Raw genomic sequence first — 18,312 nt, 5'->3', positions numbered from 1 at the left:
CCGGGCTTGCAGAAGGGGAGGGCAGTGGTGGGTGTTGGCTCGCGATCAAGTTTGCCTTCAAACGGCAGGAATGTCGTCGAGGTATTTTTCAGCGTCCAGCGCCGCCATGCAACCGGCCCCGGCAGACGTAACGGCCTGGCGATAAACGTGGTCGGCCACGTCGCCGGCGGCAAACACGCCTGCTATCGCCGTAGCGGTGGCATCGCCTTCGCTGCCACCCTTGACCAGCAGATACCCGTTGCGCATTTCCAGCTGTCCGTTGAACAGGTCGGTGTTGGGCTTGTGCCCGATGGCGATAAACACCCCGGCCAGCGGCAGTTCCCTGGTTTCGCCGGTGTGACTGTCCCGCAGGCGGGCACCGGTCACGCCACTGGCGTCGCCAAGCACTTCGTCCAGATTCTGGTTCCAGTGCAGGCGGATATTGCCATTGGCGGCCTTTTCGAAGAGTTTGTCCTGGAGGATTTTCTCCGAGCGCAGTTTGTCGCGCCGATGGATCAGGTGCACTTCTTTGGCGATGTTCGACAGGTATAACGCTTCTTCGACCGCCGTGTTGCCGCCGCCGACCACCGCAACCACCTGATTGCGATAGAAAAAACCATCGCAGGTCGCGCACGCCGAAACCCCTTTGCCGGCAAACGCTTCTTCCGAGGACAGGCCCAGATATTGCGCAGAAGCGCCGGTGGCAATGATCAGCGCATCGCAGGTGTAAGTTCCGCCATCGCCGATCAGTTCGAACGGCCGTTGTTGCAACTTGGCAGTATGGATGTGGTCGTAAACAATCTCGGTGGCAAAGCGTTCGGCATGTTTTTGCATGCGCTCCATCAGGACCGGCCCGGTCAGGCCTTCGACGTCGCCTGGCCAGTTATCGACTTCGACGGTGGTGGTGAGCTGGCCACCTGCCTGTATGCCGGTAATGACAACGGGCTTGAGGTTGGCGCGGGCGGCATAAACGGCTGCGCTGTAACCGGCAGGGCCGGAGCCCAGGATAATCAGGCGGGAATGCTTCGCTTCGCTCATAAAAACACCTCATAAGCCTTTGTCACAAAAGAGAATGCATGCTCAAATTGAACAGCATGTCATGTGCTGTTGACTATGCTACACCCAAGGGTCTCAAGCATGGCGTCGTGCGTACAAACCCGTACAATGCCGTGCGTGCTACATATATTCAGTGCGCGCCGTGTTTATAAAAACCGGGGCGCAGTGTTAAAAGTAGTCCCGGTTACGCGTGTTAACTTTTTACCTGCCTGGATTGGGCAGTTTTTTGCCAGTTTTTTTAGACATTCACCAGATGGACGCGCCCATGGCGCAGGAAAAGAAGCGTTTTGAAGAAATCCACCGCAGCACCTAAACCAGCCGTCGTTCCGCTCTGGCGCCAGCACTTGCACTACCGACTCAAGGAAGGTGCGCTGATCGCCATCGGTGCCTTGTGCCTGTTCCTGATGATGGCCTTGTTGACCTATGGCAAGGATGATCCGGGCTGGAGCCATAACAGCAAGATCGACGACGTGCAGAACTTCGGCGGGCCAGCGGGCTCCTACAGCGCCGATATCCTGTTCATGGTGCTGGGTTACTTTGCCTACATCTTCCCGTTGCTGCTGGCGATCAAGGCGTACCAGATCTTCCGCCAGCGTCACGAGCCGTGGCAGTGGAGCGGTTGGCTGTTCTCCTGGCGCCTGATCGGCCTGGTGTTCCTGGTACTGTCGGGCGCCGCTCTGGCCCATATCCATTTCCATGCCGCGACCGGTCTGCCGGCCGGTGCGGGCGGTGCGCTGGGCGAAAGCCTCGGTGACCTGGCCCGGAACGCCCTGAATATCCAGGGCAGTACCCTGTTGTTCATCGCGTTGTTTCTGTTCGGCCTGACGGTGTTTACCGACCTGTCTTGGTTCAAGGTGATGGATATCACCGGCAAGATCACCCTCGACCTGTTCGAACTGTTCCAGGGCGCGGCCAATCGCTGGTGGGCGGCCCGTACCGAGCGCAAGCAGCTGGTCGCCCAGTTGCGTGAAGTCGACGACCGTATGGATGAAGTGGTTGCGCCGACCGTCTCCGACAAGCGCGAGCAGGCCAAGGTCAAGGAACGCTTGATCGAGCGTGAGCAAGCCCTGAGCAAGCACATGTCCGAACGCGAGAAGCAGGTGCCGCCGGTGATCGCGCCCGCGCCACCAAAGCCTGCCGCACCGAGCAAACGCGTCGAAAAAGAGAAGCAGGCGCCTCTGTTCGTCGACAGCGCCGTGGAAGGCACCTTGCCGCCGATCTCGATTCTCGATCCCGCGGAAAAGAAACAGCTCAATTACTCGCCTGAATCCCTGGCTGCGGTTGGCCACCTGCTGGAAATCAAGCTCAAGGAGTTCGGCGTTGAAGTCACGGTCGACTCGATTCATCCGGGGCCGGTGATTACCCGTTACGAAATTCAGCCGGCCGCCGGCGTCAAGGTCAGCCGCATCGCCAACCTGGCCAAGGACCTGGCCCGTTCCCTGGCCGTGACCAGTGTGCGCGTGGTGGAAGTGATTCCGGGCAAGACTACGGTCGGTATCGAGATTCCCAACGAAGACCGGCAGATCGTGCGTTTCTCCGAGGTGTTGTCGACCCCCGAATACGACAACTTCAAATCCCCGGTCACCCTGGCCCTGGGCCACGATATCGGCGGTAAACCGGTCATCACCGACCTGGCGAAGATGCCGCACCTGCTGGTGGCCGGTACCACCGGTTCCGGTAAGTCTGTGGGTGTGAACGCGATGATCCTGTCGATCCTGTTCAAGTCCGGCCCGGAAGACGCCAAGCTGATCATGATCGACCCGAAAATGCTGGAGCTGTCGATCTACGAAGGCATTCCGCATCTGTTGTGCCCGGTGGTCACCGACATGAAGGACGCCGCCAACGCCCTGCGCTGGAGCGTTGCCGAGATGGAACGCCGCTACAAGCTGATGGCCAAGATGGGCGTGCGCAACCTGTCGGGCTTCAACGCCAAGGTCAAGGAAGCCCAGGATGCCGGCGAACCGTTGAGCGATCCGCTGTACAAGCGCGAGAGCATTCACGACGAAGCGCCGCTGCTGAGCAAGCTGCCGACCATCGTGGTGGTGGTCGACGAATTCGCCGACATGATGATGATCGTCGGCAAGAAGGTTGAAGAGCTGATCGCACGTATCGCGCAAAAGGCTCGTGCGGCGGGTATTCACTTGATCCTCGCGACCCAGCGTCCGTCGGTGGACGTGATCACCGGCCTGATCAAGGCCAACATCCCGACCCGCATGGCGTTCCAGGTATCGAGCAAGATCGACTCCCGGACCATCATCGACCAGGGCGGCGCCGAGCAACTGCTGGGCCACGGTGACATGCTCTACATGCCGCCGGGTACCAGCCTGCCGATTCGTGTGCACGGTGCTTTCGTGTCCGACGACGAGGTTCACCGCGTGGTGGAAGCCTGGAAGCTGCGTGGCGCGCCGGAATACAACGACGACATTCTCAATGGCGTCGAAGAGGCGGGTAGCGGCTTTGAAGGCAGCAGCGGTGGCGGCGATGGCGATGATCCTGAGGCCGACGCGCTGTACGACGAAGCGGTGCAGTTCGTGCTGGAAAGCCGTCGCGCCTCCATTTCCGCGGTTCAGCGCAAGCTGAAAATCGGCTACAACCGCGCCGCGCGCATGATCGAAGCCATGGAAATGGCTGGGGTCGTGACGTCCATGAACACCAACGGTTCGCGTGAAGTCCTGGCCCCGGGCCCGGTGCGCGACTGACCCGAGTATGAAAGGGGTGGTGCCTGTGGCACCGCTCGCACTCCCACGAATGTTATGAGGACTCCCATGCGTCTGATCCGCATGCTGTTGCTGCCGGTACTGGCTTTGACCACGCTTTCGGCCCAGGCCGATGACAAGGACGTGGCACGCCTGACCCAATTGCTGGAAAAATCCCAGACCCTGACCGCACGTTTCTCTCAGTTGACCCTGGACGGCACCGGCACCCAGTTGCAGGAAACTGCTGGCGACATGTCGTTGCAGCGTCCGGGCCTGTTCTACTGGCACACCGATGCGCCAGCCGAGCAGACCATGGTCTCCGATGGCAAGAAGGTCACCCTGTGGGACCCGGACCTGGAACAGGCCACCATCAAGAAACTCGATGAGCGTCTGACCCAGACGCCCGCGTTGCTGCTGTCCGGTGACGTGTCCAAGATCAGCCAGAGCTTCGACATCAGCGCCAAGGAAGCCGGCGGCGTGATCGACTTCACCCTGAAACCGAAAACCAAGGACACCTTGTTCGACAGCCTGCGCCTGTCGTTCCGCAATGGCCTGGTCAATGATATGCAGTTGATCGACAGTGTCGGTCAGCGTACCAATATCCTGTTCACCGGCGTGAAGGCCAACGAGCCGATCCCGGCGTCCAAGTTCAAGTTCGACATCCCCAAGGGTGCCGATGTAATCCAGGAATAAAACGCAGAACCTCTGTAGGAGCGAGCTCGCTCGCGATGAACCTGAGCGCGCCGCTGGGTGTCAGGTCGCCAGCGTTATCGTTGACGACCATCGCGAGCTAGCTCGCTCCTACAGGAATTGTGTTGATCGACATCAGGGCCCAGTGAGGTTTCACAAGTAGTCATGGATCTGTTTCGCAGCACTCCCATCGCCCAGCCCCTGGCCGCCCGTTTGCGCGCGACCAATCTGGATGAGTACGTCGGCCAGGAACACGTGCTCGCTCGCGGCAAGCCCTTGCGCGAAGCGCTGGAGCAGGGTGCCCTGCATTCGATGATTTTCTGGGGGCCGCCGGGTGTGGGCAAGACCACGCTGGCGCGATTGCTCGCGGAAGTCTCGGATGCGCACTTCGAAACGGTGTCGGCGGTGCTCGCCGGCGTGAAGGAAATCCGTCAGGCGGTGGAAATCGCCAAGCAGCAGGCCGGGCAATACGGTAAGCGCACCATCCTGTTCGTCGACGAAGTGCACCGTTTCAACAAGTCCCAGCAGGATGCGTTCCTGCCCTATGTCGAAGACGGCACGCTGATTTTCATCGGCGCCACCACCGAGAACCCCTCGTTTGAATTGAACAACGCGTTGCTCTCGCGGGCACGGGTCTATGTGCTCAAGAGCCTCGACGAAGCGGCTCTGCGCAAGCTGGTCCACCGTGCGCTGACCGAAGAGCGGGGTCTGGGCAAGCGCAACCTGACCCTCAGCGATGAGGGCTTCCAGATGCTGCTGTCCGCCGCCGATGGCGATGGCCGGCGCCTGCTGAATCTGCTGGAGAACGCCTCGGATCTGGCCGAAGACAACAACGAGATGGGCACCGACCTGCTGCAAAGCCTGCTCGGTGATACCCGTCGGCGTTTCGACAAGGGTGGCGAAGCGTTCTACGATCAGATTTCCGCGCTGCACAAATCGGTGCGCGGCTCCAATCCCGACGGCGCGCTGTACTGGTTTGCGCGGATGATCGACGGTGGCTGCGATCCGTTGTACCTGGCCCGGCGCGTGGTGCGCATGGCCAGCGAAGACATCGGCAATGCCGACCCGCGCGCCCTGAGTTTGTGCCTGGCGGCCTGGGAAGTGCAGGAACGCCTTGGCAGCCCCGAGGGTGAACTGGCGGTGGCCCAGGCCATCACCTATCTGGCCTGCGCGCCGAAAAGCAATGCGGTGTACATGGGCTTCAAAACTGCATTGCGCGCCGCCGCCGAGCACGGCTCGCTGGAGGTGCCGCTGCACCTGCGCAACGCACCGACCAAGCTGATGAAGCAGTTGGGCTACGGCGATGAATACCGTTATGCCCATGATGAGCCGGACGCCTATGCCGCCGGGGAAGATTACTTCCCGGAAGAGCTCGAGCCGATTCCGTTCTATCAGCCGGTGCCCCGTGGCCTGGAACTGAAAATCGGCGAAAAGCTCAATCACCTGGCGAAACTCGACCGTTTAAGCCCCCGGCAGCGGAGAAAATAGTGCTTCCTTTGATCGTTGCGGTATCCGTTGGCGGGGTAGCCGGTACATTGTTGCGCTTCGCCACGGGCAACTGGATCAACGCGAATTGGCCGCGGCACTTCTATACCGCGACGCTGGCCGTTAATATCGTGGGCTGTTTGCTGATCGGCGTTCTATACGGTCTGTTTTTGATACGCCCGGAGGTGCCTGTCGAGGTGCGTGCCGGGTTGATGGTCGGCTTCCTCGGGGGGCTGACGACTTTTTCATCCTTTTCACTGGATACGGTGCGCCTGCTGGAAAGCGGGCAAGTGCCGCTGGCCCTGGGCTATGCGGCGCTCAGCGTATTCGGCGGGCTGCTTGCCACCTGGGCCGGCCTGTCCTTGACCAAACTTTGATAAACGAGAAACCGACATGCTCGATTCCAAACTGTTACGTAGCAACCTTCAGGACGTAGCGGACCGCCTGGCATCCCGTGGCTTTGTGCTGGATGTTGCGCGCATCGAAGCGCTGGAAGAACAGCGCAAGACCGTCCAGACCCGCACCGAAGCACTGCAGGCTGAACGTAATGCGCGCTCCAAATCCATCGGTCAGGCCAAGCAGCGCGGCGAAGACATCGCGCCGCTGATGGCGGACGTCGAGCGCATGGCGGGCGAGTTGAGCGCCGGTAAAGTCGAACTGGACACGATCCAGACCGAGCTGGATTCGATCCTGCTGGGCATTCCGAACCTGCCGCACGAATCGGTGCCGGTTGGCGATGACGAAGACGGCAACGTTGAAGTGCGCCGCTGGGGCACGCCGAAGGCTTTCGACTTCCCGGTCCAGGACCACGTGGCCCTGGGCGAGAAGTTCGGCTGGCTGGACTTCGAAACCGCCGCGAAACTGTCCGGCGCCCGTTTCGCCCTGCTGCGCGGCCCGATTGCCCGTCTGCACCGCGCCCTGGCGCAGTTCATGATCAACCTGCACGTCACCGAGCACGGCTATGAAGAGGCCTACACGCCTTATCTGGTCCAGGCCCCGGCGCTGCAAGGCACCGGCCAGTTGCCGAAGTTCGAAGAAGACCTGTTCAAGATCGCGCGCGAAGGCGAAGCCGATCTGTACTTGATCCCGACCGCCGAAGTGTCGCTGACCAACATCGTTGCTGGCGAAATCGTCGATTCGAAACTGCTGCCGATCAAGTTCGTTGCCCATACACCGTGCTTTCGCAGCGAAGCGGGCGCATCGGGTCGTGACACCCGCGGCATGATCCGCCAGCACCAGTTCGACAAGGTTGAAATGGTGCAGATCGTCGAGCCGTCGAAGTCGATGGAAGCACTGGAAGGCCTGACCGCCAACGCCGAGAAAGTCCTGCAACTGCTGGATCTGCCTTATCGCACCCTGGCGCTGTGCACCGGTGACATGGGCTTCAGCGCGGTCAAGACCTACGACCTGGAAGTGTGGATCCCGAGCCAGGACAAATACCGCGAAATCTCGTCGTGCTCCAACTGCGGCGACTTCCAGGCCCGTCGCATGCAAGCACGCTTCCGCAACCCGGAAACCGGCAAGCCGGAACTGGTGCACACCCTGAACGGCTCCGGCCTGGCGGTGGGGCGTACCCTGGTCGCGGTGCTCGAGAACTATCAGCAGGCCGACGGTTCGATCCGTGTACCGCAGGTCCTGAAGCCGTACATGGGTGGCATTGAGGTCATCGGCTAAATGAAATATCTGCCGCTGTTTCACAACCTTCGCGGCAGTCGTGTGTTGGTCGTCGGTGGGGGGGAGATTGCCTTGCGCAAATCCCGCCTGCTGGCCGATGCCGGTGCGCTGCTGCGGGTGGTTGCACCTGAAATCGAAGCGCAACTGCGCGAACTGGTTGCCGGCAGCGGTGGCGAGTGCCTGTTGCGTGGCTACGCCGAAACGGACCTGGACGGTTGCGGGCTGATCATCGCCGCCACCGACGACGAAGTGCTGAACGCGCAGGTCTCCGCCGATGCCCATCGGCGTTGCGTGCCGGTCAACGTGGTGGACGCGCCAGCCCTGTGCAGCGTGATCTTCCCGGCGATCGTCGACCGTTCTCCGCTGATCATCGCGGTGTCCAGCGGCGGCGATGCGCCGGTGCTGGCACGCCTGATCCGCGCCAAGATCGAAACCTGGATTCCTTCCACCTACGGTCAATTGGCCGGGTTGGCGGCGCGTTTCCGTCATCAGGTCAAAGGCCTGTTTCCGGATGTGCAGCAGCGTCGGGCGTTCTGGGAAGATGTATTCCAGGGCCCGGTTGCCGATCGGCAACTGGCCGGGCAGGGTGCTGAAGCCGAGCGGTTGTTGCAAGCGAAGATCGATGGCGAAGCGCCGGTTGCCACCGGCGAAGTCTATCTGGTGGGCGCCGGCCCGGGCGATCCCGACCTGCTGACCTTCCGTGCCTTGCGCCTGATGCAGCAAGCCGACGTGGTGCTGTACGACCGCCTGGTGGCGCCGGCGATTCTCGAACTGTGCCGTCGCGACGCCGAGCGGGTTTATGTCGGCAAGCGCCGTGCCGATCACGCCGTGCCGCAGGATCAGATCAACCAGCAATTGGTGGATCTGGCCAAACAGGGCAAGCGTGTGGTGCGACTGAAGGGCGGTGATCCGTTCATCTTCGGTCGTGGTGGTGAAGAGATTGAAGAACTGGCGGCGCAGGGCATCCCGTTCCAGGTCGTACCGGGGATCACGGCGGCCAGCGGTTGCGCGGCCTATGCCGGGATTCCGCTGACTCACCGCGATTATGCGCAGTCGGTGCGTTTCATCACTGGCCACCTCAAGGACGGCTCCAGCGATTTGCCATGGGCCGACTTGGTCGCGCCGGCGCAAACCCTGGTGTTCTACATGGGACTGGTGGGCTTGCCGATCATCTGCGAGCAGTTGATCAAGCATGGTCGCGGCAAAGATACCCCGGCAGCGTTGATCCAGCAGGGCACCACGGTCAACCAGCGGGTGTTTACCGGCACCCTGGCGGACTTGCCACGGCTGGTGGCGGAGCATGAAGTGCATGCGCCGACATTGGTGATCGTGGGGGAAGTGGTGCAATTGCGCGAGAAACTGGCGTGGTTCGAAGGGGCTCAGGGGCAGGTCTAGCAATCGGGTCGCCCCCATTCGCGAGCAAGCCCGCTCCCACATTCGACCGAGTACTCTCTGAAGAACGCGGTTAAATGTGGGAGCGGGCTTGCTCCGGGCGGCGATCCGACGAAGAGGCCCTTGAAAGCTCTGCAGTACCCGGATCAACCCCGGCCCTTGCGCCAAACCCCTTTCCCGCTCAACCGCTCCCGGTCATGGGGCACGGTGAAATCCTGCACCGGACCTTTCGGCACCACTCCAGTCGGGTTGATGGTGCGGTGGCTGGCGTAGTAGTGGTGCTTGATGTGGGTGAAGTCCACCGTCTCGGCAATCCCGGGCCACTGGTAAATCTCCCGCAGCCAGTTCGACAGGTTCGGATAATCCGCAATCCGGCGCAGGTTGCACTTGAAGTGCCCGTAGTACACCGCATCGAAGCGAATCAGCGTGGTGAACAGGCGGATGTCCGCTTCGGTCAGGTACTCGCCCGCCAGATAGCGGTTGGCGCCCAGCAGCAGCTCCAGTCGGTCCAGTTCGGCAAACACCTCATCGAACGCTTCTTCATAAGCCTGTTGCGACGTGGCAAACCCGGCGCGGTATACGCCATTGTTCACCGCCGGATAAATCCGCTCGTTCAATGCGTCTATATCTGCGCGTAGCGGCGCCGGGTAGAAGTCCAGGTCGTTACCGGTCAAATCGTCGAAGGCACCATTGAACATGCGGATGATTTCCGATGATTCATTGTTGACGATGCGTTTGAGCTGTTGGTCCCACAGTACCGGTACGGTGACTCGGCCGGTGTAGTCCGCAGTGTCGGCGGTGTAGCGCTGGTGCATGAAGTCGAAATGATCGAGCTTGTCGCCGGTGGAACCCAGGTTCCGCTCGAAGGTCCAGCCGTTTTCCAGCATCAACCAACTGACCACCGAAACGTCGATGAGTTTTTCGAGGCCTTTGAGTTTACGCAGGATCAGCGTTCGATGGGCCCACGGACAGGCCAGGGACACGTACAGGTGATATCGCCCGGGTTCGGCCGCAAAACCACCGACGCCGCTCGGTCCCGGCTTGCCGTCTGCGGTCAGCCAGTTGCGACGCTGCGCCTGTTCACGCTGGAACGCGCCGTCCTTGCTGCTTTCGTACCACTTGTCCTGCCAGCGGCCATCCACTAACAAACCCATGTTCAAGACTCCCGAAACCGATAATCGTTGGGGTTGAGTCTATTCCGATGAGTTCGAACAAAAAGCGCAAAGATCGGGCGCGAATGATCGGTTAAATCGATTTATTGCGAGCGGCCCAGTATTGCTCGGCGGTTTCGAAGGCTTGTTCGCGGTTCTGTCCGAGGCCACGCAGTGCCAGGGCCATGGTCGAAATCAAGGCCATTTGCGGGTAGCTGTCTACCACGTCACCACGCCACACCGCTTTCAAATGTTCAGGTTCAAGCGAGGCGGGTTTGACGTGACGCTGCGCGGACAACTGCGGCCATTCCTCATCCCAGCTCGCACCGCCGGTGGTGCCGTACAGGTGGCTGTCGGCGTCCGGGTTGATCTCGATTTCGCCGCCATCGCCCTTGATCACGATGGCGGTATCACCGAGCAGCCCGCTGGCATCGCGATGAACGGCCTGATAGCCGGGGTGGAAAATGCTCTGCAGGCCGCAACGCGCGCCCAGCGGATTGAGAATCCGCGTCAGCGAGTGGATCGGCGAGCGCAGGCCGAGGGTGTTGCGCAGGTCGATCATCCGTTGCAGCTGCGGTGCCCAGTCCACCAGCGGCATGAAGGCCAGGCCGCCGTTATCCAGCGCCGAGCCGACCTGTTGCCAATTGCGGCACAGCGGGATGTTCAATTCGCCCAGCAGTTGCTCGGTGTACAGGCGACCGGCCGTGTGGGCGCCGCCGCCGTGCATGAATATCCGCACGCCGTTCTGTGCCAGGCACTTGGCCGCCAACAGATACCACGGCAAGTGCCGCTTCTTGCCGGCGTAGGTCGGCCAATCCAGGTCTACCGCCAGTGCCGGAGGATTCAGGCGTTCGCGCAATGCCTCGGTGAAGCCCGCCATCTCCTCTGCGCTTTCTTCCTTGTGCCGCAACAGCATCAGGAAGGCGCCGAGCTGGGTTTGCTCGATCTTTTCATCGAGCACCATGCCCATGGCCTCGCGAGCCTCGGCCCGGGTCAGGTCACGGGCGCCGCGTTTGCCTTTGCCAAGGATCCGCACGAATTGGGCGAACGGATGCTCGGCAGGCGTTTCGAGTGTCAGTGCTGGGTAGTCGGTCATAAGCAATTCGTCGGTTTGGGCAGGCCCGCCAGTTTCGCGGCGAGTTTGGCGGGAGTGCCTTTGAACAGTCGGTTCAGGTGCAGGCTGTTGCCTTTTTCCGGGCCGAGTTTCAGGGCGGTGTACTTGATCAACGGGCGGGTGGCCGGTGACAGCTGGAATTCGGCGTAGAAGCTGCGCAGCAGTTCGAGGACTTCCCAGTGTTCGGGCGTCAACTCGATGTCTTCGGCAGCCGCCAGGGCACTGGCCACATCGGCGGACCAGTCACTGAGTTCCACCAGGAAACCGTCCTTGTCCAGCTCGATGGCGCGGGCGCCGACCGTCAATGCATTCATAGCCAACTGTTGACCTTGTCGTAGTGAATCGACAGTTCGACGAAGGCCGGGTAATCGATGGCCAAGGCCCAGTCTGGAACCGCAAGCGCACGGGCCTGGGCATCTTCGGCCAGGACGAACAGCTTCAGGCCACGGGCGCTGAGCGCAGTGAACGGCGCAGTGCCGGGCTGTAACGCATAGGCCGCATCACCGGACAGCAGCAAGCCGTCGTTGGCGCCGATCACGCGCAGGCAACTGGTCAGGCGTTCGTCGCCGAACGGGGAATGAGACAACACATGCAAAGTCGACATCAGAGAGTGATCACCTGGTCGTAACGGTCAATGAGGGCGGTGATTTCGTGGGCGGTCAATACCCGGGCTTCTTCCAGCGACAGTCCATTCGGATCCAGGCCGCGCTGGCTGATGCTGTCGCCGCAGGCGAACAGTTCCTCGACACCGAACATCGGCAGGGCTTGCAGGTTGGCGCTCAGGTCTTTCTGCTGAAGGGCCTTGGCGTCCTGTTTCGCGGCCAGCTGGAACACGCCGTCATCGAGAAACAACAGGCCAATCGGCAGATCGAAGGCGCCCCCGGCCAGTACGATATCCAGCGCTTCCCGCGCGCCCGGGCCGGACCATGGCGACTGACGGCTGATGATCAACAAGGATTTGGCCATGTCATGCGCCTCCGAAACAGATCAGGCGGTCGGCATCCTGCGCCGCGTCATGCAATTGGCCGAGGCCGGACAATTCCCACGGCGCACCGACGGCAACGGCCTCGCGCTGATAGCGCCTGGCTTCTTCCTCGTTCAGCACGCCACGACGCAGGGCTGCGGCGATGCACACCACGCCATCAAGCTGATGGTCGCTGACAAAGGTGCGCCATTGCCTGGGCAAGTCCGGTTCATCCTGAGGCGTGACCACGCTGGCGGACGCGTTGTAGACGCCGTCCTGATAGAAAAACAGCCGGACAATCTCGTGCCCGCCGGCCAGCGCCGCTTGGGCGAACAGCAGGGCGCGGCGCGAGGAGGGCGCATGGGCGGCGGAAAACACGGCGATGGCGAACTTCATGACGGACTCGATCAGCGAAACTGCGGCCATGATAATGCTTTATCGGCGGGGCGGCGAAGAGCGTTTACTCGTAGACCGTGTCGCCCCCTTCGCAAGCAATGTAAATGTCGGATCCGATCACTCGGTCAGCGCGGCATATACCCCAACTGCCAGCGCCGCGGGATCTTCAACGACAACACCCCGAGCCCTGCAGCCAGCAGGCCACTGGCAAACAACGCCTTGAGCCCCAAGTGATGTTCCAGCACGGCACCGAGTACCGCGCCGGCGAACATGCCGGTCCAGGGGATCAGTTGCACGCGCCAGCCATTACGGCGCTCGCCGAGTATCCAGCGGCCCAGTCCGCGGCCGAAACGCGACAGGGCGCCGGTGACGTACGTCAGGCCAACCGGCAGGCCGTTCACTTCTTCCACCGCGGCATTGAGCATGCCCATTGCGATGATCGCCGCCAGCAGGGCCGGCAGTTGCGCGTCATAGGGCCAGGCCGCGGCGGCGCACAGCAGGGTGGCGATGCACAGCAGCAGCGGCAGGGCCCGGCGGCCACCTAGCCGGCTGACGATAATGCCCAGCGCGTTGCCGACGATGAAGGTGGCGACGAGGATCACCAGGCGCAGGGTCAACCCAAGGTCGCCAGCACTGATGGCGACCGCCATCCGGGTGGTATTGCCGCTCATGAACGAGACGAAGTCGCCGCTGGCCATGAAGCCGATGGCGTCGGTCATGCCGGCGAGTACCGAGAGCATGGCCACCAGGCTCAAGCCTATACGCCCGCGCCATTTCTGCGTGTGCAAGTGACCGGGGCTGGCGTGGGTCCTGGTGGTGTTGGGCAGCATCGGTGATGGTTTTCCTGAACAGTGCTTAGGGTTTTATCCCATTCAACTCGCAATATTCCAGCCAGTCCATGCCGGCCATTTCCGCCACTTCCCGGTGCACTTCCAGGCGCTGCGCTTCGTAGTCCAGGGGCGTGGCGGCGGTTAACTGCAACGTCAGTTCCCAAGCGAACAACTTTTGCCGTTCTGCTTCAGCTTCAAACGCTTCGTGCAGTCGTTCCTCGCGATACTGTGCCGCCGTTTCGCCCTTGGCCTGAGCCAACAGCGGGTTGAGGTGGTCGAGTTCTTCGCGCAACCCGGGGCGTTCGTCGAGAAACCTTTTCAGTGCCAGCTCGTGTTGTTGTTCGGTTGCCGCCATGGTCGCTCCTTGAGTGGGGGTTACGAAGACTGCTTCTTGCTGGCCTTGGCCGCTGCCGCCAGGCATTCGAGGGCAAACTGTTCGGTGTAGGTCATCTGGATTGGCGTGGTTTCGCCTTTGACGGTTCTTTCGCCGTCGAGGATGTAGCGAATCCGCTTGTCGGTGACGCCGATTCGCTTGGCGATCCAGGAAGGCGTCTGTCCGATCTGGCTGATCAGCTTGTCGGCATATTCAGTGCTCGGTTTGTAGAACTCGGCATTAGGTGTCATTAGATTTCCAGTCATGGGCAGCGATGCTGCGTTATTGGCGCGACAGGGTGCGCGAATCGTTGCGCGCTGTCGCGGTATAAATGCAGTAAAGCAGAACGATACGGGCTGCCGGGGTGATAAAGTCCGCTTTTTCCTGATGAGTGAATGCAATGCGAATTCTGATGGTGGCGCTGGCCGTAACGTTGCTGGCTGGATGCGCTGGCTCGGCAATGAACGATGCCCGCACCAAGGCCCCGTACAAGACCCTGAACTCGGAAAAACCGGCAAAAGACGTTGCCCAGTGCGTGCAGTTCTCCTGGCAGGACGAGGCCGTGTTCGGCGTCGATGCCGCTGCCTATCTGCAACCGGGGGAGAAGGGCGGTACGACCGTCTACACCCGCTCGGCGGAGTCCTTCGTTGACGTGACCAGCGATGCCTCGGGCACGGTGTTGAACTACTACGCACAGCAGGATGATTTCGTGGCCAAGCGCCGGCTGGCGGCGTTGGCGACTTGCCTTTGATCTGACGCTGTTCCCCCTGTAGGAGCGAGCTTGCTCGCGAAAAAAATCGGAACGCCGCGGGGTGTCAGGCATCCAGCGTTTTCGTTGACGACCATCGCGAGCAAGCTCGCTCCTACAGGGGCGGTATGGATCAGTAGTTCAAGCGTTTCTGGAAGAAGAAGTGCTTGTGGCCCGGCGGGTAATCGGCAATGTGCCCGATCTCGCTGTAGCCGCATTTCTTGTAGAACCCAGGCGCCTGGAATTCAAAGGTGTCGAGCCACAGCCCGACGCAGCGCCGTTCCCGCGCCAGGTCCTCGGCCATCCGCATCAGTTTCGAACCCAGGCCCTGTCCCCGCGCCTGTTCCGGCACCACCAGCAAGTCGATGTACAGCCACTGGTAAAACAATCGGCCATGCAGGCCGCCGAGGATCTCGTCGTTGTCGTCGCGCACCAGCAAGGCGATGTGCTCAGGCACGTTACCTTCGGCCTTCGAGCCGTTGTAGGCGCGAAGCGGTTTGAGGATGGCCTGGCGTTGTTCTTCCGTGGGGTTTGGCGTCAGTTCGATACGCAGGTTCATGGCTATATCCTTATGGCATTGAAGCCGCAGCCTATCCCGGTTGCAGCGATTGTTCCATCCCCCGAAAAGTTGAGCCGTCGCCAACGCGCAGCTTGCTTGAGGGAGCACGCGCTGATCTTTTTCACTTAACATGTGCACCCTCAGACCAATAACAGGATGTGTTGTCATGTCGAACACGGCCGAACGGGTCAACATCGTCGAGTCTCAGGTGTTGTCCCACGACTGGTACCTGCTCAAGAAAATCACCTTCGATTACCAACGCAACAATGGCGTGTGGCAACGCCAGACCCGGGAAGTCTATGACCGTGGCAATGGTGCGGCGATTCTCCTGTACAACCGCGAAAAGCGAACCGTGGTACTGACCCGGCAATTTCGCCTGCCGGTGTTCGTCAACGGTCACGACGGGCTGTTGATCGAAGTGGCAGCGGGGCTGCTGGAAGGCGCGGCGCCTGAAGACCGCATCCGCGATGAAGCGGAGGAAGAGACGGGGTATCGCGTGCACCATGTGCAGAAGGTATTCGAGGCGTACATGAGCCCGGGATCGGTGACGGAAAAGTTGCACTTCTTCATTGCCGAATACGACGCGAAGTCGAAGGTCAGCGACGGCGGCGGGCTGGAGGCGGAAACCGAGGAGCTGGAAGTGCTGGAGTGGGCGTTCGAGGACGCGCTCCAAGCGTTCTACCGCGGTGAGATCTGCGATGCCAAGACCATCATGCTGTTGCAGTATGCGGCGATGAAAAACCTCTTCGCCCAGGCATGATCAAAAGCCTGGCAGGCGTGCCGTGCCGGGCCATTGCCCACCTTCCAGCGTCAGCAACAACTCCTTCGCCTCAAGCCCACCGGCAAACCCGGTGAGCTTGCCCGACGCGCCTATCACCCGGTGACACGGTGCCACGATCGAAATCGGGTTCTTGCCATTCGCCGCACCCACGGCCCTGACTGCCGTCGGGTTGCCGATCTGTTCGGCGATCTCGCTGTAGCTGCGGGTCTCGCCGAACGGGATGGTCAGCAGTGCCGACCAGACCTTCTTTTGAAATTCCGTGCCGGCAAAATCCAGTTCCAGTTCGAAGCGGTCGCGGGTGCCGGAAAAATATTCGCGCAACTGCGCAGCCGTGCGCAGCAGGATCGGGTTGTCCGGCGCTTCGCTCATCGGACCGAGGCGCACCCGGCCGGGTTTGTCGTTTTCCCAGAGGATGGCCGCCAGTCGTGAACCGTTCGCGACCAGCTTCAACTGGCCGACCGGGGAAGCCACGGTGATGCAGGTATAGGTCATGTCAGGGCTCGCGCGAAATTGCTGAACAGGCGTTAAGGATACTGTCTCGACGGGGAGGCGCAATACGTAATCCCGACCATACTTGGCTACGGCTTTTGAAGCGTTTTCCTACGAAATAACAAGAAGAGACCGACTCATGAAGTACGAACCTTTTGCCAAATCGCTGATTACGACCGCATTGGCACTCAGCTGCCTGACCGCCCATGCCGCCTCCGTGGCCCCGGCTACCGGGGAAAACGGCATGGTGGTCACGGCCCAGCACCTGGCCAGCCATGTGGGCGTGGATGTGCTCAAGAACGGCGGCAACGCCGTCGATGCGGCGGTCGCGGTCGGCTATGCGCTGGCGGTGGTCTACCCCGCGGCCGGCAACCTCGGTGGCGGCGGTTTCATGACCATTCAACTGGCGGACGGGCGCAAGACCTTTCTCGACTTCCGTGAAAAAGCGCCGCTGGCCGCAACCGCCAACATGTACCTGGACAAGGAGGGCAACGTCGTTCCCGATTTGAGTACCCGTGGCCACTTGGCCGTGGGTGTGCCGGGCACCGTTTCGGGCATGGAGCTGGCGCTGTCCAAGTACGGCACCAAACCGCGCAAGGAAATCATCGCCCCGGCCATCAAGCTCGCTGAAGACGGTTTTGTGCTCGAGCAGGGCGACGTCGATCTGCTGGACTACGCCACCGACATGTTCAAGAAGGACATCAAGGATTCCGGCTCGATCTTCCTCAGCAACGGCGAACCGATGCAGGTCGGCCAGAAACTGGTGCAGAAGGACCTGAGCAAGACCTTGCGGGAGATCTCCGAGAAAGGCGCCGACGGTTTCTATAAGGGGTGGGTGGCCGACGCCATCGTCACCTCCAGCCAGGCCAACAAAGGCATCATCACCCAGGCCGACCTCGACAAATACAAGACCCGCGAACTGGCGCCCATCGAGTGCGACTACCGTGGCTACCACGTGGTCTCGGCACCGCCGCCGAGCTCCGGTGGCGTGGTGATCTGCGAGATCATGAACATCCTCGAAGGCTATCCGATGAAGGACCTGGGCTATCACTCGGCCCAGGGCATGCACTACCAGATCGAGGCGATGCGCCACGCCTATGTGGACCGCAACAGCTACCTCGGCGACCCGGATTTCGTGAAGAACCCGATTGCCCACCTGCTGGATAAAAACTACGCAACCAAGCTGCGCGAAGCGATCAAGCCACAAAAGGCCGCGGTATCCAGCGAACTCAAACCCGGTGTAGCGCCCCATGAAGGCAACAACACCACGCATTACTCCATCGTCGACAAATGGGGCAACGCGGTGTCGGTGACCTACACCCTTAACGACTGGTTCGGCGCTGGCGTGATGGCGAGCAAGACCGGGGTCATCCTCAACGACGAAATGGACGACTTCACCTCGAAAATCGGCGTGCCGAACATGTACGGCCTGGTGCAGGGCGAGGCCAATGCCATCGCACCCGGCAAGGCGCCGCTGTCGTCCATGAGCCCGACCATCGTCACCAAGGACGGCAAAGTGGTGATGGTGGTCGGCACTCCGGGGGGCAGCCGCATCATCACCGCGACCTTGCTGACCATGCTCAACGTGATCGACTACGGCATGAACATCCAGGAAGCGGTGGATGCGCCGCGTTTCCACCAACAGTGGCTGCCGGAGCAGACCAACCTGGAAGCCTTCACCACCAGCCCGGACACGGTGAAAATCCTCGAAAGCTGGGGGCACAAGTTTACCGGTCCGCAGGACGCCAACCACCTGGCGGCGATCCTGGTCGGCGCGCCATCCCTGGGTGGCAAACCGGTAGGCAAGAACCGTTTCTACGGGGCCAACGATCCTCGGCGCAATACCGGGTTGTCGCTGGGTTATTGAGGGTTGTGTCTGGAGGGGGACGGGCTTATGTTCGTCCCCTGATCCCTCGACATATCAAGGAAGGAAAT

21 protein-coding genes are annotated in these 18,312 nt (G+C 61.2%); 9 read left to right on the top strand and 12 right to left on the bottom strand.

The features are described from left to right. Nucleotides 1-57: 57 nt before the first annotated feature. Entirely contained in the window at nt 58-1,017 is a 960-nt protein-coding gene (gene trxB / locus AC06G5_RS19700; protein ID WP_413426658.1) for a thioredoxin-disulfide reductase, read from the bottom strand. 305 nt (nt 1,018-1,322) lie between these two features. Between trxB and AC06G5_RS19695 the strand changes: the two genes are divergently transcribed. The 6 genes from AC06G5_RS19695 to cysG all read left to right on the top strand — a co-directional run bounded on the left by AC06G5_RS19695 (nt 1,323) and on the right by cysG (nt 8,975). After that, a complete protein-coding gene (locus AC06G5_RS19695; protein WP_413426656.1) occupies nt 1,323-3,734 on the top strand; it encodes a DNA translocase FtsK in 2,412 nt (803 codons plus the stop codon). Nucleotides 3,735-3,800: 66 nt separating this feature from the next. Then, nucleotides 3,801-4,424, top strand: coding sequence for an outer membrane lipoprotein periplasmic chaperone LolA (lolA, locus tag AC06G5_RS19690; protein WP_413426654.1), 624 nt, complete (start codon nt 3,801-3,803; stop codon nt 4,422-4,424). Nucleotides 4,425-4,586: 162 nt separating this feature from the next. After that, nucleotides 4,587-5,909, top strand: a complete 1,323-nt coding sequence (locus AC06G5_RS19685; protein WP_413426652.1) for a replication-associated recombination protein A — start codon at nt 4,587-4,589, stop codon at nt 5,907-5,909. After that, nucleotides 5,909-6,283: a fluoride efflux transporter CrcB gene (crcB, locus tag AC06G5_RS19680; RefSeq protein ID WP_008015556.1), complete on the top strand. Its 375-nt coding sequence runs from the start codon at nt 5,909-5,911 to the stop codon at nt 6,281-6,283. The genes AC06G5_RS19685 and crcB overlap by 1 nt, the downstream gene beginning before the upstream one ends. Before the next feature lie 16 nt (nt 6,284-6,299). Then, entirely contained in the window at nt 6,300-7,580 is a 1,281-nt protein-coding gene (serS, locus tag AC06G5_RS19675; RefSeq protein ID WP_413426649.1) for a serine--tRNA ligase, read from the top strand. After that, nucleotides 7,581-8,975 (top strand): siroheme synthase CysG, encoded by a 1,395-nt coding sequence (cysG, locus tag AC06G5_RS19670; RefSeq protein ID WP_413426647.1) that lies wholly within the window; start codon nt 7,581-7,583, stop codon nt 8,973-8,975. Between the two features lie 143 nt (nt 8,976-9,118). Here cysG and AC06G5_RS19665 read toward each other — a convergent pair whose 3' ends face one another. From AC06G5_RS19665 to AC06G5_RS19625, 9 genes are all read right to left on the bottom strand, one after another. After that, on the bottom strand, nt 9,119-10,126 hold the full coding sequence (locus tag AC06G5_RS19665; protein WP_413426645.1) for a glutathione S-transferase family protein: 1,008 nt from the start codon (nt 10,124-10,126) through the stop codon (nt 9,119-9,121). Nucleotides 10,127-10,217: 91 nt separating this feature from the next. After that, on the bottom strand, nt 10,218-11,219 hold the full coding sequence (locus tag AC06G5_RS19660) for a glycosyl transferase family protein (RefSeq protein WP_413426643.1): 1,002 nt from the start codon (nt 11,217-11,219) through the stop codon (nt 10,218-10,220). Then, a complete protein-coding gene (locus AC06G5_RS19655) occupies nt 11,216-11,551 on the bottom strand; it encodes a TusE/DsrC/DsvC family sulfur relay protein (RefSeq protein WP_046037873.1) in 336 nt (111 codons plus the stop codon). The genes AC06G5_RS19660 and AC06G5_RS19655 overlap by 4 nt, the downstream gene beginning before the upstream one ends. Continuing rightward, nucleotides 11,548-11,841, bottom strand: coding sequence for a sulfurtransferase complex subunit TusB (gene tusB / locus AC06G5_RS19650; RefSeq protein ID WP_007986875.1), 294 nt, complete (start codon nt 11,839-11,841; stop codon nt 11,548-11,550). The genes AC06G5_RS19655 and tusB overlap by 4 nt, the downstream gene beginning before the upstream one ends. Next, complete coding sequence (gene tusC / locus AC06G5_RS19645; RefSeq protein WP_413426641.1) at nt 11,841-12,203, bottom strand: sulfurtransferase complex subunit TusC; 363 nt, start codon at nt 12,201-12,203, stop codon at nt 11,841-11,843. Before tusC ends, tusB begins: the two co-directional genes overlap by 1 nt. Before the next feature lies 1 nt (nt 12,204). Beyond that, on the bottom strand, nt 12,205-12,597 hold the full coding sequence (tusD, locus tag AC06G5_RS19640; protein ID WP_057399841.1) for a sulfurtransferase complex subunit TusD: 393 nt from the start codon (nt 12,595-12,597) through the stop codon (nt 12,205-12,207). A gap of 125 nt (nt 12,598-12,722) precedes the next feature. Continuing rightward, the gene (locus AC06G5_RS19635) at nt 12,723-13,427 is read right to left on the bottom strand and encodes a YoaK family protein (protein ID WP_413426639.1); all 705 of its coding nucleotides are present in this window, start codon (nt 13,425-13,427) and stop codon (nt 12,723-12,725) included. A 25-nt stretch (nt 13,428-13,452) separates the two neighbouring features. Next, nucleotides 13,453-13,782: a DUF6388 family protein gene (locus AC06G5_RS19630; RefSeq protein WP_413426637.1), complete on the bottom strand. Its 330-nt coding sequence runs from the start codon at nt 13,780-13,782 to the stop codon at nt 13,453-13,455. Between the two features lie 20 nt (nt 13,783-13,802). Continuing rightward, a complete protein-coding gene (locus AC06G5_RS19625; RefSeq protein ID WP_008015571.1) occupies nt 13,803-14,051 on the bottom strand; it encodes a hypothetical protein in 249 nt (82 codons plus the stop codon). A gap of 149 nt (nt 14,052-14,200) precedes the next feature. Between AC06G5_RS19625 and AC06G5_RS19620 the strand changes: the two genes are divergently transcribed. Further along, the gene (locus AC06G5_RS19620) at nt 14,201-14,551 is read left to right on the top strand and encodes a hypothetical protein (protein WP_413426635.1); all 351 of its coding nucleotides are present in this window, start codon (nt 14,201-14,203) and stop codon (nt 14,549-14,551) included. A gap of 130 nt (nt 14,552-14,681) precedes the next feature. Here AC06G5_RS19620 and AC06G5_RS19615 read toward each other — a convergent pair whose 3' ends face one another. Continuing rightward, entirely contained in the window at nt 14,682-15,107 is a 426-nt protein-coding gene (locus AC06G5_RS19615) for a GNAT family N-acetyltransferase (RefSeq protein WP_413426633.1), read from the bottom strand. 166 nt (nt 15,108-15,273) lie between these two features. Between AC06G5_RS19615 and AC06G5_RS19610 the strand changes: the two genes are divergently transcribed. Continuing rightward, nucleotides 15,274-15,867 carry an NUDIX domain-containing protein gene (locus AC06G5_RS19610; RefSeq protein ID WP_413426631.1) on the top strand — a complete coding sequence of 198 codons (594 nt, stop codon included), beginning with the start codon at nt 15,274-15,276 and terminating at the stop codon, nt 15,865-15,867. Here the strand turns inward: AC06G5_RS19610 and AC06G5_RS19605 are convergent, their stop codons facing one another. Next, nucleotides 15,868-16,380 (bottom strand): methylated-DNA--[protein]-cysteine S-methyltransferase, encoded by a 513-nt coding sequence (locus tag AC06G5_RS19605; RefSeq protein ID WP_413704447.1) that lies wholly within the window; start codon nt 16,378-16,380, stop codon nt 15,868-15,870. A gap of 136 nt (nt 16,381-16,516) precedes the next feature. Here AC06G5_RS19605 and ggt point away from each other — a divergent pair, with 136 nt between their 5' ends. Continuing rightward, on the top strand, nt 16,517-18,244 hold the full coding sequence (ggt, locus tag AC06G5_RS19600) for a gamma-glutamyltransferase (protein WP_413704448.1): 1,728 nt from the start codon (nt 16,517-16,519) through the stop codon (nt 18,242-18,244). The last annotated feature ends 68 nt before the right edge of the window (nt 18,245-18,312 follow it).

The sequence above is a fragment of the Pseudomonas sp. WT-JTC genome, from assembly GCF_056711565.1.
This window is presented reverse-complemented; position numbering and strand designations above follow the sequence as displayed.